This window comes from Pseudomonas sp. H26/SER47-MNA-CIBAN-0231 (assembly GCF_040310465.1).
GTDB classification, from domain to species: domain Bacteria; phylum Pseudomonadota; class Gammaproteobacteria; order Pseudomonadales; family Pseudomonadaceae; genus Aquipseudomonas; species Aquipseudomonas atacamensis.
Genome location: NZ_JBEOPW010000010.1, coordinates 169,646 through 184,961 on the forward strand (window position 1 = coordinate 169,646; position 15,316 = coordinate 184,961).

General features: G+C 59.9%; 17 protein-coding genes and 1 pseudogene. 8 read left to right on the top strand and 10 right to left on the bottom strand.

What is annotated here, in order from left to right; translation table 11 throughout:
* Positions 1 to 33: 33 nt before the first annotated feature.
* Positions 34 to 711: a TetR/AcrR family transcriptional regulator gene (locus tag AAEZ10_RS17120; protein WP_016773079.1), complete on the top strand. Its 678-nt coding sequence runs from the start codon at positions 34 to 36 to the stop codon at positions 709 to 711.
* A gap of 117 nt (positions 712 to 828) precedes the next feature.
* Here the strand turns inward: AAEZ10_RS17120 and AAEZ10_RS17125 are convergent, their stop codons facing one another.
* Positions 829 to 1,683 (bottom strand): shikimate dehydrogenase, encoded by an 855-nt coding sequence (locus tag AAEZ10_RS17125; protein WP_339101011.1) that lies wholly within the window; start codon positions 1,681 to 1,683, stop codon positions 829 to 831.
* 5 nt (positions 1,684 to 1,688) lie between these two features.
* Positions 1,689 to 2,129: a type II 3-dehydroquinate dehydratase gene (gene aroQ / locus AAEZ10_RS17130; protein ID WP_016773081.1), complete on the bottom strand. Its 441-nt coding sequence runs from the start codon at positions 2,127 to 2,129 to the stop codon at positions 1,689 to 1,691.
* 293 nt (positions 2,130 to 2,422) lie between these two features.
* Here aroQ and AAEZ10_RS17135 point away from each other — a divergent pair, with 293 nt between their 5' ends.
* Positions 2,423 to 2,869: a DUF2442 domain-containing protein gene (locus AAEZ10_RS17135; RefSeq protein ID WP_071173666.1), complete on the top strand. Its 447-nt coding sequence runs from the start codon at positions 2,423 to 2,425 to the stop codon at positions 2,867 to 2,869.
* 54 nt (positions 2,870 to 2,923) lie between these two features.
* On the opposite strand, the gene trmA is transcribed toward AAEZ10_RS17135, so the two are convergent.
* Positions 2,924 to 4,003, bottom strand: coding sequence for a tRNA (uridine(54)-C5)-methyltransferase TrmA (gene trmA, locus AAEZ10_RS17140; protein ID WP_073475559.1), 1,080 nt, complete (start codon positions 4,001 to 4,003; stop codon positions 2,924 to 2,926).
* A complete protein-coding gene (locus AAEZ10_RS17145; RefSeq protein WP_071173664.1) occupies positions 4,000 to 5,295 on the bottom strand; it encodes an NCS2 family permease in 1,296 nt (431 codons plus the stop codon). The genes trmA and AAEZ10_RS17145 overlap by 4 nt, the downstream gene beginning before the upstream one ends.
* A 220-nt stretch (positions 5,296 to 5,515) precedes the next feature.
* Between AAEZ10_RS17145 and AAEZ10_RS17150 the strand changes: the two genes are divergently transcribed.
* Together AAEZ10_RS17150 and AAEZ10_RS17155 are read left to right on the top strand one after the other, a co-directional pair.
* Complete coding sequence (locus AAEZ10_RS17150; protein ID WP_071173663.1) at positions 5,516 to 5,962, top strand: DUF4879 domain-containing protein; 447 nt, start codon at positions 5,516 to 5,518, stop codon at positions 5,960 to 5,962.
* Positions 5,963 to 6,029: 67 nt separating this feature from the next.
* The gene (locus AAEZ10_RS17155; protein WP_350570215.1) at positions 6,030 to 6,581 is read left to right on the top strand and encodes a DJ-1 family glyoxalase III; all 552 of its coding nucleotides are present in this window, start codon (positions 6,030 to 6,032) and stop codon (positions 6,579 to 6,581) included.
* 4 nt (positions 6,582 to 6,585) lie between these two features.
* On the opposite strand, the gene AAEZ10_RS17160 is transcribed toward AAEZ10_RS17155, so the two are convergent.
* From AAEZ10_RS17160 to AAEZ10_RS17170, 3 genes and pseudogenes are all read right to left on the bottom strand, one after another.
* Positions 6,586 to 6,873: a HigA family addiction module antitoxin gene (locus AAEZ10_RS17160; protein ID WP_016773085.1), complete on the bottom strand. Its 288-nt coding sequence runs from the start codon at positions 6,871 to 6,873 to the stop codon at positions 6,586 to 6,588.
* A 14-nt stretch (positions 6,874 to 6,887) separates the two neighbouring features.
* Positions 6,888 to 7,167: pseudogene (locus AAEZ10_RS17165) on the bottom strand (type II toxin-antitoxin system RelE/ParE family toxin).
* A gap of 100 nt (positions 7,168 to 7,267) precedes the next feature.
* Complete coding sequence (locus AAEZ10_RS17170; RefSeq protein ID WP_071173661.1) at positions 7,268 to 8,503, bottom strand: MFS transporter; 1,236 nt, start codon at positions 8,501 to 8,503, stop codon at positions 7,268 to 7,270.
* 470 nt (positions 8,504 to 8,973) lie between these two features.
* Between AAEZ10_RS17170 and AAEZ10_RS17175 the strand changes: the two genes are divergently transcribed.
* The 3 genes from AAEZ10_RS17175 to AAEZ10_RS17185 all read left to right on the top strand — a co-directional run bounded on the left by AAEZ10_RS17175 (position 8,974) and on the right by AAEZ10_RS17185 (position 11,682).
* The gene (locus tag AAEZ10_RS17175) at positions 8,974 to 10,419 is read left to right on the top strand and encodes a cytochrome ubiquinol oxidase subunit I (RefSeq protein WP_016773088.1); all 1,446 of its coding nucleotides are present in this window, start codon (positions 8,974 to 8,976) and stop codon (positions 10,417 to 10,419) included.
* Positions 10,420 to 10,422: 3 nt separating this feature from the next.
* Positions 10,423 to 11,430: a cytochrome d ubiquinol oxidase subunit II gene (cydB, locus tag AAEZ10_RS17180; RefSeq protein WP_016773089.1), complete on the top strand. Its 1,008-nt coding sequence runs from the start codon at positions 10,423 to 10,425 to the stop codon at positions 11,428 to 11,430.
* A gap of 84 nt (positions 11,431 to 11,514) precedes the next feature.
* Positions 11,515 to 11,682 (top strand): DUF2474 domain-containing protein, encoded by a 168-nt coding sequence (locus AAEZ10_RS17185; RefSeq protein ID WP_016773090.1) that lies wholly within the window; start codon positions 11,515 to 11,517, stop codon positions 11,680 to 11,682.
* 72 nt (positions 11,683 to 11,754) lie between these two features.
* Here AAEZ10_RS17185 and AAEZ10_RS17190 read toward each other — a convergent pair whose 3' ends face one another.
* Together AAEZ10_RS17190 and AAEZ10_RS17195 are read right to left on the bottom strand one after the other, a co-directional pair.
* Positions 11,755 to 12,879: a methyltransferase gene (locus tag AAEZ10_RS17190; RefSeq protein ID WP_282385214.1), complete on the bottom strand. Its 1,125-nt coding sequence runs from the start codon at positions 12,877 to 12,879 to the stop codon at positions 11,755 to 11,757.
* A gap of 174 nt (positions 12,880 to 13,053) precedes the next feature.
* Positions 13,054 to 13,764, bottom strand: coding sequence for an autoinducer binding domain-containing protein (locus AAEZ10_RS17195; protein ID WP_071173658.1), 711 nt, complete (start codon positions 13,762 to 13,764; stop codon positions 13,054 to 13,056).
* A 312-nt stretch (positions 13,765 to 14,076) separates the two neighbouring features.
* Between AAEZ10_RS17195 and AAEZ10_RS17200 the strand changes: the two genes are divergently transcribed.
* Positions 14,077 to 14,853, top strand: a complete 777-nt coding sequence (locus tag AAEZ10_RS17200) for a ferredoxin--NADP reductase (RefSeq protein ID WP_339101014.1) — start codon at positions 14,077 to 14,079, stop codon at positions 14,851 to 14,853.
* Positions 14,854 to 14,898: 45 nt separating this feature from the next.
* On the opposite strand, the gene mscL is transcribed toward AAEZ10_RS17200, so the two are convergent.
* Positions 14,899 to 15,312, bottom strand: coding sequence for a large-conductance mechanosensitive channel protein MscL (mscL, locus tag AAEZ10_RS17205; RefSeq protein WP_024014404.1), 414 nt, complete (start codon positions 15,310 to 15,312; stop codon positions 14,899 to 14,901).
* Positions 15,313 to 15,316: the final 4 nt, after the last annotated feature.

Here is a 15,316-nt window from a genome sequence, read left to right on the forward strand (position 1 = left end):
GCCAGCTTGTGCAGTGATGGCCGTGAGCCCGCGATGACCATGAATTCAGAACTTTCCGCCGCTGCTGTCGAGTCCGACGCAGTGCCGCGCAAGAGTCGCAAGAACAACCCGGAAAAGACCCGCGAGAACATTCTGCAGGAGGCGATCGTCGAGTTCGTCCAGCAGGGCTTGTCCGGTGCCCGCGTCGACGCGATTGCCGAGCGCATCCACACCTCCAAACGCATGATCTATTACTACTTCGGCAGCAAGGAGCAGTTGTACGTCGAGGTGCTGGAGAAGCTTTACGGCGATATCCGCAGCACGGAAAACCGTCTGCACCTGGATGAGCTGCCGCCAGAGCTGGCGATCCGTCGGTTGGTGGAATTCACCTTCGACCACCACGATCACAACGTCGATTTCGTACGCATCGTCAGCATCGAAAACATCCACAACGCCGAGTACGTAAAGCGTTCCGATGCGATCAAGGCGCTAAACAACACGATCCTCGATACCTTGGGCGGGATTCTGCAACGAGGCGCGGACGAAGGTTTGTTCCGGCGTGGCATCGATGCGCTGGACGTGCACCTGCTGATCAGTTCGTTCTGCTTCTATCGCGTGTCGAACCGCCACACGCTGGGGGAAATCTTCCAGATCGACCTGCCGGACGAAACGATCAAGCAGCGCCACCGCGAGATGATCTGCGAATCGGTGTTGCGCTACCTGAAGGCCTGACTCGATCTCCCCTGTGGGAGCGAGCCTGCTCGCGAAAGCGGTGTGTCAGTCGCCCTGTTCGTTCACTGAATCGACGCCTTCGCGAGCAGGCTCGCTTCCACAGAGTTACCCTGTTGTTCAGCCATTCATGCTCTGAAAATGCTCGAGCATGCGCTGCGCATCCGGCACCACGCCGCTGAACAGTTCAAACGCCTTCACCGCCTGAAACACCGCCATGTTGCCGCCATCCAGGGTGCGGCAACCCAAGGCGCGGGCGTCGCGCAGCAATTCGGTTTCCAGCGGGAAATACACAATCTCCGCGACCCACATTTCCCTGCGCAGCAACCCGGCCGGCACCGGTGAACCCGGCAGCTTGGCCATGCCCATCGGCGTGGTGTTGACCAGGCCATCGGCCTGCGCCAGCGCCCCGGGCAAATCCCGTCCCGCCTGCGCGCGACTGGCGCCAAAATGTTGATTCAGATTGTTTGCCAGGCTCTCGGCACGCTCGCGGTCGACATCAAAAATCGTCAATTGCCGTACGCCTTCGCTGAGCAGCGCGTGGGCCACCGCCGCGCCAGCGCCGCCAGCGCCCATCTGGACGACACGTTCACGGGCAGCGTCTGTCAGACCCCGGCGAAAACCCTCGGCGAAACCGAGGCAGTCGGTGTTGTGGCCGACACGCTTGCCGTCCTTCAGCACCACGGTGTTCACCGCGCCGATACCACAGGCTTCCGGCGACAACTCATCGAGCAGCGGGATGACCGCCTGTTTGCACGGGAAAGTGATGTTCAGTCCGGTGTAATTCATCCGCTCCGCCGCTTGCAGCAAGTCGGGCAGGGCCGTGCTGTCGAGGCGCAATTGATCGAGGTCGATGAGCTGGTACAGATACCGCAGGCCCTGCGCATCACCTTCGTGCTCATGCAGTGCCGGTGTACGTGAAGCCTGAATCCCGGCGCCGATCAGCCCGGCGAGTATCACCTTGGAACGCGACATGGTTCTTACCTCTGCAACCGCTGGCTGAAATGTTCCAGTGCCAGGCGATAACCATGGCTGCCGAACCCGCACATCACCGCCGTGGCAATGCCGGAAACGAACGAATGATGACGAAACGGCTCACGGGCGTGGACATTGGACAGGTGCACCTCGATCACCGGCAATTCACTGGCGACCAGTGCATCGCGAATCGCCACGGACGTATGCGTCCACGCCGCCGGATTGATCACGATCCCGGCACAACGACCGCGCGCGGCGTGAATCCAGTCGAGCAGCTCGCCTTCATGATTGGTCTGGCGAAATTCCACGGTCAGACCGAACTCGTCAGCCGCGCGACCACACAGCGCGGAAATATCCGCCAGGGTCTCATGACCATAAGTCGCCGGCTCGCGGGTGCCGAGCAGGTTCAGGTTCGGACCGTTAAGCACCAGAACGGTAGGGGACATGGGGTAACTCCACTTATTGTTTTTGGCATTGGCCGAGAGGTTCCGGCCTGTGGAGATAAAATGTACTAGATGGTTACATCGGTCAATTGCCGAGAAATGACCAGGGCGTTTTGTGTTCGGTGATCGCACAGGCGCGCAATCAGGCGAGCCGTGAGAACTTTGCTTACTCTTTTTCTGCTCCTGCCGCTGTTCCGGAACGGATGACCACGCTAGCCTTCGGCGCGCTATGACCCCGATGAAGACAAGGTGCTGCTGTCCTTGATCGGCAAGTTGGAAGGAGTTGAGATCGAATTATGAAAGTCATCAAGGCAAAACCGTCGGTGCATCGCCCCCTGACGGAAGAGATGCTCGATGCCGCCATCACACTTGGCGAAGCACGACAGGCCAATAGTTTGCAGGCCGTGTCAGTGAGCTTCGAAGAATCCTCTTTGGTCATTCGTTTCGAGGACGGCAGCGGTGTGTTGCTTCCGGTGAAGCTGTATCCCGAATTCGCGGGGTTTGAAGCGGCCGATTATGCAAGCCTGACGATCGGCCTCGGCGGCACTGCGCTGTGCCATGAGGGCAAGGATCTGGATATTTCCATTGCCGGCATGATTTCAGCGAGCCCGCCGCTTATGCGGATGGCCGCGTCGGTCGTCGCCTCGCGCAACGGGCGTCAAAGCAGCGCTGCGAAATCTGCGGCAGCGCGAGCCAATGGCAAAAAAGGCGGGCGTCCACGCAAAACGGATATCGCGCCATAGCACCCACAAAAAAGCCGTCAATCACGACGGCTTTTCCGTATCCGCTACCCGCAATCAACGCCGGGTCAGCAGCACACCGGATTCCATGTGATGGGTCCAGGGGAACTGGTCAAACATCGCGCACTTGGTAATGCGGTGGGTGTCATGCAACTGGGCGATGTTGGCCGCCAGGGTGTCCGGGTTGCAGGAGATGTAGAGGATATTGTCGAAGCGCCGGGTCAGTTCGCAGGTGTCCGGGTCCATGCCGGCGCGTGGTGGGTCGACGAAGACGCTGCCGAATTCGTAGCTCTTCAGATCGATGCCGTGCAGGCGACGGAACGGGCGTACTTCGTTGAGCGCTTCGGTCAGCTCCTCGGCGGACAAACGCACCAGCGTGACGTTATCCACAGCGTTTTCGCTGAGATTGCTCAGGGCAGCGTTGACCGAAGTCTTGCTGATCTCGGTGGCGAGCACTTTGCGCACGCGAGTCGCCAGCGGCAGGGTGAAGTTGCCGTTGCCGCAGTACAGCTCGAGCAGATCGTCGCTGCGATCGCCCAAGGCTTCGTATGCCCAATTGAGCATCTTCTGGTTCACCGTGCCGTTGGGTTGGGTGAACGCGCCTTCGGGCTGGCGATAGCTGAAGGTGCGACCGCCGACTTCGAGTTTCTCGACGACATAGTCCTGACCGAGCACTTCGCGCTTGCCTTTGGAGCGGCCGATGATGCTCACGCCCAGATCCGCCGACAACTGAGTGGCTGCCGCATGCCAGTGCTCGTCCAGCGGACGGTGATAGCACAGGGTGATCATCGCGTCGCCGGCCAGCGTGGTCAGAAATTCGACCTGGAACAGCTTGTGGCTCAGCGCCGAACTGGCTTGCCACGCGGCCTTCAACTGCGGCATCAACTGGTTGATGCGCAGGCTGGCAATCGGGAATTCTTCGATGAGTATCGGCGTGCGCTTGTCGTCCTGAGAGAACATCGCGTAATGCCGCTCGCCGCCCTCGCGCCACAGGCGGAATTCGGCGCGCAGGCGGAAGTTCTGCAGAGGCGAGTCAAACACCGTCGGCTCGGGTGCATCGAACGGTGCCAGCAGATCACGCAAGCGCGTGACCTTGGCTTCGAGTTGTTCGGCGTAGGCTTGGGAATCGAAACTCATGCGTTGAACCAACCCAACTTGATCACAAACAGAATCGACAAAATCACCAGTGCCGGGTTCAGCTCACGGGCGCGGCCGGACAGCAGCTTGATGGCAGTCCAGGCGATGAAGCCGAAGGCGATGCCGTTGGCGATCGAATAGGTGAACGGCATGGCCAGTGCGGTGACCACAACCGGCGCCGCCACGGTGATGTCGTCCCAGTCTATTTCCGCCAGGCCGGAAGTCATCAGCACCGCGACGAACAGCAGCGCTGGCGCGGTGGCGAATGCCGGAACGCTGGCCGCCAAGGGCGAGAAGAACAGCGCCAGCAGGAACAGGATTGCCACGACGATGGCGGTCAGGCCCGTGCGGCCACCGGCACTGACGCCGGCAGCGGATTCGATGTAACTGGTGGTGGTCGACGTGCCCAGCAGCGAGCCGGCCATGGCCGCCGTACTGTCGGCAATCAGCGCACGGCCCATTTTCGGCATGTGGCCGTCCTTGCCCATCAGGCCGGCGCGCTTGGCGACGCCGATCAGGGTCCCGGAGTTGTCGAACAGGTCGACGAACAGGAAAGCGAAAATCACGCTGACCAGACCGATGTCCAGTGCGCCTTTGATGTCCAGTTGCAGGAAGGTCGGCGCCAGCGACGGCGGCATCGACAGGATGCCGCCGAACTCGGTGACGTTCAGTACGATCGAGGCGATGGTTACGGCGAGAATGCCGATCAGCACCGCGCCGCGCACTTTCAGTGCTTCGAGGGCGACGATCACGGCGAAGCCGACGGTGGCCAGAATCGGCGCCGGTTTGGTCAGATCGCCGAGGCCGACCATGGTCGCCGGGTTGCTGACCACGATACCGGCGTTGTGCAGGGCGATCAGCGCCAGGAACAGGCCGATACCGGCGGCAATCGCCGAGCGCAGTGGCAGCGGAATGGCGTTGATGATCCATTCGCGGATGCGGAAGATCGACAGCAGGAAAAACAGCACGGCGGAAATGAACACCGCACCCAGCGCCACCTGCCAGGTGTGGCCCATGTGCAGCACCACGGTGTAGGTAAAGAAGGCGTTCAGGCCCATGCCCGGAGCGAGGGCGATCGGGTAGTTGGCGATCAGGCCCATCACGGTCGAGCCGATGGCGGCCGCCAGACAGGTGGCGACGAAGATCGCGCCTTTGTCCATGCCGGTCTCGCCGAGGATGCTCGGGTTGACGAACAGAATGTAAGCCATGGCCAGGAAAGTCGTGACGCCCGCAAGAATTTCGGTGCGCACGTTGGTGTTGTGTGCCTTGAGTTGAAACAGCCTTTCCAGCATGTCTGCTCCCCGTGGCGCGTATGGCGCCGTGAATGTATCGACCTCAACAGCAAAGCACAGACCGTCGCAAGCGCCTGGAAAATTGTCGTGGGCCGGAAAAAGCCGCGCATCATACCAGCCGCGTGAGGAATTTGGCGGATGTTGGTGTCGATCGTCGGCGAAGTTTTGCGCAGCCGACAACTGCGCCATACTGCGCGCTGATTTTTTGGAGTGGGCAGGCATGCGCAACGGCGGGATCAGGATTTTCGGATGGATTGCAGCACTGCTGCTGACAGCTCCGGCGTTCGCGGCATCGGCACCGCCGTTGACCGAGGTGAAGGTGATCAAAGTGCAATCGCCATCCTGCGGTCTGGAAGATATCGCCGATAACCAGCCGCAAACCCAGTGCGATCACAGCGGGCCGAATATCAAGGTCTATGTGCTGGAAGTCGGCTATGGCCAGAACCAGCCGCACGTGACTCTGGATGGCTTCGAGGTCAACGGCACCCGAGGTCCGGTGTGCGCCTTCGATAATGGCAATCTCACTGAATGCACCCCTGGCAGCAAAACCGTCGGTTCTCTTTATACCTTCGATCTGGCCGGCAAACAGCAAGGCACCTTCAACTTCAGCAACACCTCGATCAACGCTCCGCGCAATACGCTTTCGACTCAGCTTTACATCAAGTAACGGCTGTCTGCGCACAGGCTGGGACAAAGCTGACTACGCTTGACTGACTATCCAGCGGAAAGCGCCCATGACTTCCAGAGCCCTGATTGCCCTCGCCGAGGGCATCGACGATTTGCAAAGCGTGACCCTGATTGACGTGCTGCGCCGCGCCGGCATCGAAGTGGTCGCCGCCAGCATCGAAGGCCGGCGCATGCTGACCTGTGCGCGCGGCACCCGGCTGACAGCCGACGGCATGCTCGTCGATGTACTGGCACAGACTTTTGACCTCATTGCCCTGCCGGGCGGTGTCGTCGGTTCGCAGCATCTGGCGGCGCATCAGCCCTTGCAGCAGTTGCTCAAGGACCAAGCCCGCGCCGGCCGCCTGTTCGCCGCCATCGGCGAAGCCCCAGCCACCGCCCTCCAGGCATCAGGCGTGCTGCGCCAGCGACGCATGACCTGCCTGCCCGGCGCCAGCCATCAGTTGTCCGGCTGTACGTTTGTTGATCAACCGGTGGTGGTCGACGGCAACTGCATCACCGCCCAAGGCTCGGGCGCGGCACTGGAATTTGCCCTGACCCTGGTCGAGCAGCTTGGCGGCAAGGCGTTGCGGGCGAGGGTGGCGGGGGAGTTGATGGCCTGACGGGTCAGCCGTGGGCTGCGAGGGGTTCTATCATTGGTTGCTCACGGTGCTCCGCTTGCCAAAGATCGTAGTCGGTTTGGACGCCTAGCCAAACGCGCGCCTTGCCGATCCCTGCACGCTCAAGTCGTACTGCCAGATCCGGGCTGATTGGCGCGTGTCCGTGCAGTACGCGTGAAAGATGCGGGCGTGCAAAGCCAAGGTGCCGGGCCAATTCGCTCACGCTGATACCAAGCTCGGGCAAGACATCCAGCAGCAGGGTTTCACCGGGGTGTGGCGGGTTGTGCATGGGCATGAGCCTGCCTCCTGTCAGTGGTCGTCCAGATAATCGACCAATTCGATATCCGAACCGACAAAACGAAAGATCACTCGCCAGTTGCCTGAAACGCTGAGCGGACCAGTATTCACTCAGCTCGCCTTTCAACGGATGCAGGCGCCAGCCCGGCAAGTCCAGATCGCCGGGAAGTGTCGCTCGATCCATGAACTGCAACATGCGCGACAGCCGTTTTGCATGGTCGGCACGAATTCCACGAGTCGTACCTGTTTCATAGAAGCCACGAAGGCCTTTGTGCTGAAAGGATTTGATCATGGCGGCGAGTGTAAGGCGATACATTACACCCGGTGCGGTAACTATGTACCGCACGTTGTCGCTTGATACGTGCTGGGCAGGTCAGTTTTTTCCAAAAACCTCAGGCCTTCTCTTCCACCGGCACATGCATCCGATCCCGATTCGCCAACGTCGGAAACAGTTTGATCCACGTCCCCGTCACCACCAGCGTGCCGATCCCGCCCATGACCACCGCCGGCACGGTGCCGAACCAGTGGGCGGTGAGGCCGGATTCGAATTCGCCCAACTGGTTCGATGCGCCGATGAACAGGCCGTTGACCGCGCTGACCCGGCCGCGCATTTCGTCGGGGGTTTCCAGTTGCACGAACGAGGCACGGATGACCATGCTGATCATGTCCGCTGCGCCGAGCACCACCAGCACCGCCAGGGAGAACCAGAACGAGGTCGACAAACCAAACGCAATAGTGGCGACGCCGAAGATGCCGACGGCGGTGAACATCACCCGGCCGACATTGCGTTCCACGGCAAATCGCGCGAGAAACAGCGACATCAGCAACGCACCCACCGCCGGCGCCGAGCGCAACAGGCCAAGGCCCCACGGGCCGGTCAGCAGAATGTCCTTGGCGAACACCGGCAGCAACGCCGTGGCGCCGCCGAGCAACACGGCGAACAGGTCCAGCGAGATCGCGCCGAGGATGTCCGGGCGGCTGCGGATAAAGCGAATCCCCGCCAGCAGCGAGTCCAGCGTGGCTTTGCCTTTATTCAATGGCGTCTGGCGTGCCGGCAGGTTGAGCATGAGCGAACAGGCGATCACGTACAGCAGCACGGTCGGGCCGTAGACCCAGACGCTGCCGAATGCATAGAGCAAACCGCCGAGGGCCGGGGCGACGATAGTGGCCGACTGCTGCGCCGATTGCGCGGCGGCAACTGCGCGGGGGAAAAGCGCACTGGGGACGATGCTGGGCAGCAAGGCCTGAGTCGTCGGCATCTCGAACGAACGGGCGGCGCCGAGCAGGAAGGCGAGGATGAAAATCATCTCGCGGGTGACGTGATCGGTGGCGCTGCCGATGGCCAGCGCCAAGGCAATCAACGCCTGCAACGACTGGCAAAGCGCGGCGACCTTGCGCCGATCGTAGCGATCAGCGACATGCCCGGTGTGCAGCATGAACAGCACCCGCGGGGCGAATTCGACCAGTCCGACCAGGCCCAGATCCAGCACGTTGCCAGTCAGCTGATACAGATTCCAGCCGATCGCCACGGTGAGCATCTGGAACCCGCTGGCGGTGAAAACCCGCGCCAGCCAGAAAGCCATGAACGGACGATGGTGACGTAACAGCAGGGGCTCTTGTGTGGGCATCTGAAGGCAGGTCTTGGACGAGTGAACGGCGAGATTATCACCAGTCTGTAACAGGAAGTTGCTAGGAGAAACAATTCAGTTAGCCAGACATCGATCTTTCATGCTGACAATCAACCCTGTGATGAGGGATTTATCCCCGTTGGGTCGCGCAGCGGCCCCAAAATCTATAAACGACGACCACTGCTGCGCAGCCGGACGGGGATAAATCCCCTGGCCACAGGAGTGAGGCAACTTGTCACGCGGCAAACCACCACGCAGTTCATTGGCAAAAATGGGACTACTCTTTCAACGTTGCTTGATCCAGATCAAGACCCCGACCGGAACTGATCTGGCGGCCATTTGGCCAGACTCCCTGCGTTGCGATGGTTGCAAAAAAAGAACGAATCCGAATTCGCCGCACTCCATATCCGTGGGGGCAGTGGTGCAGGCCTCCGGGCCAGCTACCCGTATTACCTGACAGAGGAAGCCATATGTTCGGTTTAGAGGCTCTGGATCTCGCCCGAATTCAGTTCGCGTTCACCATCTCGTTCCACATTCTGTTCCCGGCCATCACCATCGGCCTGGCGAGTTACCTGGCAGTGCTCGAAGGTTTGTGGCTGAAGACCCGCAACGACACCTACCGCGATCTCTACCATTTCTGGTCGAAGATTTTTGCCGTGAACTTCGGCATGGGCGTGGTTTCCGGGCTGGTCATGGCTTATCAGTTCGGCACCAACTGGAGTCGGTTCTCCGACTTCGCCGGTGCCGTCACCGGGCCGTTGCTGACCTATGAAGTGCTTACGGCGTTCTTCCTTGAGGCCGGTTTCCTCGGCGTCATGCTGTTCGGCTGGAACAAGGTCGGGCGCGGCCTGCACTTCTTCTCGACGGTGATGGTGGCGATCGGCACGCTGATTTCGACCTTCTGGATTCTCGCCTCCAACAGTTGGATGCAGACCCCGCAAGGCTTTGAAATCGTCAACGGTCAGGTGATCCCCACCGACTGGCTGGCAATCATCTTCAACCCGTCATTCCCTTACCGGCTGATGCACATGGCCACGGCGGCGTTCGTCGCCACTGCCTTCTTCGTCGGCTCGTCAGCGGCCTGGCACCTGCTGCGCGGCAGGGACAACCCGGCGATCCGCACCATGCTGTCGATGGCCATGTGGATGGCATTGATCGTCGCGCCGATCCAGGCTGTGATCGGCGACTTCCACGGCCTCAATACGCTCAAGCATCAGCCGGCAAAAATCGCTGCGATCGAAGGCCACTGGGAAAACCATGGCGACGAAGCGACGCCGCTGATCCTGTTCGGCTGGCCGGACATGAAAGAGGAACGCACCAAGTTCGCCGTAGAGATTCCATACCTCGGCAGCCTGATCCTCACCCACTCGCTGGATAAACAAGTGCCGGCGCTGAAGGAGTTCCCACCGGAAGACCGGCCGAATTCGACCATCGTGTTCTGGTCGTTCCGGATCATGGTCGGCCTCGGTTTCCTGATGATCTTCACCGGTCTGTGGAGTCTGTGGCTGCGCAAGCGTGACTCGCTGTATACCTCGCGGCCGTTCCTGCATCTGGCCTTGTGGATGGGGCCGTCCGGTCTGATCGCGATTCTCGCTGGCTGGTTCACCACGGAAATCGGCCGTCAGCCATGGGTGGTCTACGGCCTGATGCGCACTGCCGATGCTTCGTCCAACCACAGCTTCATGCAGATGAGCATCACCCTGATCATGTTCGTCGTGGTCTATTTCGCCCTGTTCGGCGCCGGTCTCGGCTACATGATGCGCCTGGTGCGCAAAGGGCCGAAGATCAGCGAAGGCAACGAAACACCGGACGGTGGTCCAGGCAAGAAACGCACCCCGGCGCGTCCGTTGTCCGCAGCCGACGATCCGGCCGAGGGCGAGCACGAAGACAACACTCGCTTGACCAAGGAGATTTGACTCATGGGTATTGATCTTCCGCTGATCTGGGCCGTGATCATCATCTTCGGCATCATGATGTACGTGGTCATGGACGGCTTCGACCTGGGCATTGGCATTCTCTTCCCGTTCGTGCCCGGCAAGACCGATCGCGACGTGATGATGAACACCGTCGCCCCGGTCTGGGACGGCAACGAAACCTGGCTGGTACTGGGTGGCGCGGCGTTGTTCGGCGCCTTCCCGCTGGCCTATTCGGTGGTGTTGTCGGCGCTGTACCTGCCGCTGATCTTCATGCTCATGGGCCTGATTTTCCGCGGCGTGGCTTTCGAGTTCCGCTTCAAGGCCAAGGATGAAAAACGTCACCTGTGGGACAAGGCATTTATCGGTGGTTCGATCGCGGCGACGTTCTTTCAGGGCGTGGCGCTGGGAGCGTTCATCGATGGTCTGCCGGTGGTCAATCGCCAGTTCGCTGGAGGTTCACTGGACTGGCTGACGCCGTTCACGCTGTTTTGCGGCGCGGCGCTGGTGGTGGCCTATGCCTTGCTCGGCTGTACTTGGCTGATCATGAAAACCGAAGGCAAGTTGCAGGAGCAGATGCATGACCTGGCGCGACCGCTGGCGTTTGTCCTGTTGGCAGTGATAGGTATCGTCAGCCTGTGGACGCCTCTGTCGCATCCGGAAATCGCCTCGCGCTGGTTCAGCATGCCGAATCTGTTCTGGTTCATGCCGGTGCCGATTCTGGTGCTCGTCACCTTGTACGGCCTGATTCGCGCGGTGGCACGTAACGCCAACTACACGCCGTTCCTGCTGACCCTGGTGCTGATCTTCCTCGGCTACAGCGGTCTGGGCATCAGCCTGTGGCCGAACATCGTGCCGCCGTCGATATCGATCTGGGACGCCGCCGCGCCGCCGCAAAGTCAGGGCTTCATGCTGGTCGGCACGTTGTTCATCATTCCGTTCATCCTGGGGTATACCTTCTGGAGCTACTACGTGTTCCGCGGCAAGGTCACCCACGAAGACGGCTATCACTAATCCCATGCTGGGCTTGCCCTGTGGGAGCGAGCCTGCTCGCGAAGGCGTCCGCAGTGACGCCTTGGCTTAACGGAGATCGATGCAATGACCGGCAAACATTCCCTGCACGACATTGAAGAAGCCGAAAAAAAGCCGCTGTGGCAGCGGCTCGGCTGGTTGGCCCTGATCTGGGTTGGCAGTGTCGGCGTGTTGTTCATCGCCGCCAGCCTGATGCGCATGTTCATGAATGCCGCAGGTTTGACCACCCACTGAAACATCCCGTCCCGGCGCCTTCGGGTATGGATTTGCAACCCTCCTCACGGAGGGTTTTTTTACGCCGCAGTTTTATTTGCGCGCCTTGAGGATGACGAATTTCGGCGTCGCCGCCACTTGCTCGACACCACGAAACAGGCGCGCCAGTTTGCTGTGATAGCCCAGATGCCGATTGCCGACAATGTACAGCGCACCGCCGACCACCAGTGCCTCGCGCGCCTGCTGGAACATGCGCCAGGCGAGGAAATCGCCGACCACCTGCTGCTGATGGAACGGCGGGTTGCACAGCACCACGTCCAGTGACTGCGGCGCCTGCCCGGCCAGACCATCGCCAGCGCGCACGATGACTTCGCGATCGGCCAATGCCGCGCGCCAGTTCTCGGCAGCCGATTGCACCGCCATGAACGATTCGTCGACCAGCGTGTAATGCGCATCCGGGTTCTGCAAAGCGCTGGCGATTGCCAGAACACCGTTGCCGCAACCGATGTCAGCGACTTGCGCGTGGCCAAGGTTTTTCGGCAGATGCGGCAGAAACGCGCGAGTGCCGATGTCGAGGCCTTCGCGGCAGAACACATTGGCGTGGTTAAGTAATTCGATTGCCGGCTCGTCGAGGCGGTAACGAGTCGGGTAAGGAGACGTGGCGGGCGCTTTGCTTTCAGGCGTGGCGATCAGCAGTCGGGCTTTCTTCACGGCCAGCGACGCCTGTACCGGGCCAATGTAACGTTCCAGCAGATCGCCGGCAGCGCGGGGCAGATGCTTGACCATGGCGGCGGCGATCACTTGCGCGCCTGGAGCGAGTTGTCCTTGCAGGCGGATCAGCTGTTCTTCCAACAGCGCCAGGGTTTTGGGGACGCGGATCAGCACCCGATCAAACGGCCCGACCAAAGGCTCACTAGCCGGAATCGGACGAATCGCGTCGAACGCCTGACCATTGCGCAGCAGATTCTTTTCCAGCCCGACGAAACCCAGGAACGAATCGCCGCTACTGCTCACCTCGACCTTGTCCAACAGACTGATCGCCAAGGCGCCAAAGCTGTCATTGAGCACCAGCACGCGGGTGCTGCTCGCAGGTTGTTCGCTGGCGAGATGATTGAGCAGGTACTCGTCCGCCGCATCAAAGGCTTGCAGTGGTTCATTCTGCTGTTCAGGCTGGCGGATCAGGTCGAGCTGGGCGAAAGGCGTTTCGAGCAAAGGCATGGGGCGGGGACTCAGGATATTCGGCAGATATCCCGTTGCCGGCAGATGGTGCGACGGGATCCGACCGAGTGGACTGCGATGCAAGCAGGTTGCGTCATCACTCGGAAAGGCCTGAATGGTACGTTTTTTTGCGCCTAAATACTCGCAGGATTACCGCGCGATAACGCTCAGCTGTCAGATGATGCCGGCACGAGCGGCGGCAATCACTGCGGAAATCTTGTTGCAGACGTTGAATTTTTCGATGACGTTTTGCACGTGATAGTTAACGGTGCGTTCGCTCAGGCTGAGGATTCTCGAGATATCGTGAGCGGTCTTGCCCATGGCGGACAATTTCATGATCTCCAGTTCCCGGGACGATAGCCTCGGTTTGCTGGGTTTGGCCGGTGTGGGAACGGTGCGGGCATACAGGTCACTGAGGTGACGGTTGGCAAAAAACAGATAACCGTAATGCTCATACAGTTCGAGCGGGCTGATCGGGCAGTGGGTGCGCGCCAGGCTGATGATGCTGCACAAACCGCTGGTGTCGTCATGAAAGGCCTGCGACCAGCCATGCTGCAGTCCATTTTGCTTTAACGCCTGCCACAGCTCCGGCGCGTCGGTGAACACTCTTTCTTCCCAGACGATCGGCAATACCGAATGATTGCAATGCGCTATTACCGGATCAATATTCCGGTAGTTCTCTTTGTTGTACTGGATGTTCCATTCTTTCGGATAGTTATTGATTTGCAAGGCATTCAAATGCACATCGCGATGGGGGGAGGTGACCGCTATCGCACAATAGTTAAAGCCCAGATTCTCGGCAAATCTCAGCAGTATCGGGTATGCCGCCTCAATGCCTTTGGCAAATGTCAGTTGTTTCAATTGTGATTCCTTCCACGTTTCCATGAACTTTGCCTCCATCCTGATATAGGGGCGCCAAATGGATCCAAAAAATCTCGCACGAATCGAAGTGTAGGATCTTTCCTGCGAAACGCCTTACATTTTTTCGAGATTGAAACTTTGGTGTTTTTTATAAAAGCGTTCTTAGCAATACAGGCTGTTATATTTTAACTGGCATCTTAAAGTTATTGCTCTAGATCCAGTATTGCCAGCAAATCGAATGTCTTGCGCTGATCCCGTCAATACCATTACCAATCACGAGTGTTTGGCAGCGCGATTTTGCGGGACACTGTGGGCAATCGTTTCAAGGAGTGCCTCATGACTGCCAGTGCCGAGAAGTACACCACCCAGACCTTGCTCGATGTGCAACCGTTGACGCCGAACCTGTTCACGCTGCGCACCAGCCGTGATCCCGGCTTTCGCTTTCGTGCCGGCCAGTTCGCCCGGCTGGGCGTGACCAAGGCCGATGGCAGCACGGTCTGGCGCGCCTATTCGATGGTGTCGTCGCCGTTCGACGAGTTTCTCGAATTCTTTTCCATCGTCGTGCCGGGCGGCGAATTCACCAGTGAGCTGAGCCGGCTCCAGGTCGGCGACACTTTGATGGTCGAGCGCCAGGCGTTCGGCTACCTGACGCTGGATCGTTTTGTCGACGGCCGAGACCTGTGGTTATTGTCGACCGGCACCGGGGTGGCGCCCTTTCTGTCGATCCTGCAGGACTTCGAGGTCTGGGAGAAATTCGAGCGAATCATTCTGGTTTACAGCGTGCGGGAGGCGCGGGAACTGGCCTATCAAGAGTTGATCGCCGGGTTGGCGCGACGGGACTATCTGAGCGAATACGCCCACAAGCTGCAATTCATCCCCACTGTGACCCGCCAGGCCCACCCAGGCGCGTTGCAGGGCCGGATTACCACATTGATCGAAAACGGCGAACTGGAGCGAGCGGCAGGGGTTGAGCTCTCGCCAGAGCATTCGCGAGTGATGCTGTGCGGCAATCCGCAGATGATCGACGACACCCGCGCCTTGCTGAAACAGCGCGACATGCGCCTGAGCCTGACCCGCAAGCCTGGGCAGGTTGCGGTGGAGAATTACTGGTAACGAAAACGGCACCCGCGGGTGCCGTTTTGATGTGTAGCGAATGCCTCAGGGCCGCTCGTTCTGCGCCTTGAGCAGGTCGCGGATTTCGCCCAGCAGTTGCTCTTCCTTGCTCGGGATCGGCGGCGCGGTCGGTGCTACGGCTTCTTCGCGCTTGAGGCGGTTGATGGCCTTGACGCCCATGAAGATCGCAAATGCGACGATCACGAAATCCAGCACCGTCTGCAGGAATTTGCCGTAAGCCAGCACCACGGCGGGCGCATCGCCCTGGGCGGCTTTGAGCGTGACAGCCAGATCACTGAAGTCCACCCCGCCGATCAACAGGCCAATCGGCGGCATGATCACGTCGCCGACAAACGACGAAACGATCTTGCCGAACGCCGCGCCGATGATGATACCGACGGCCATGTCGACCACATTGCCTTTGACCGCGAAGGCCTTGAACTCGCTAAGCACGCCCATAGTT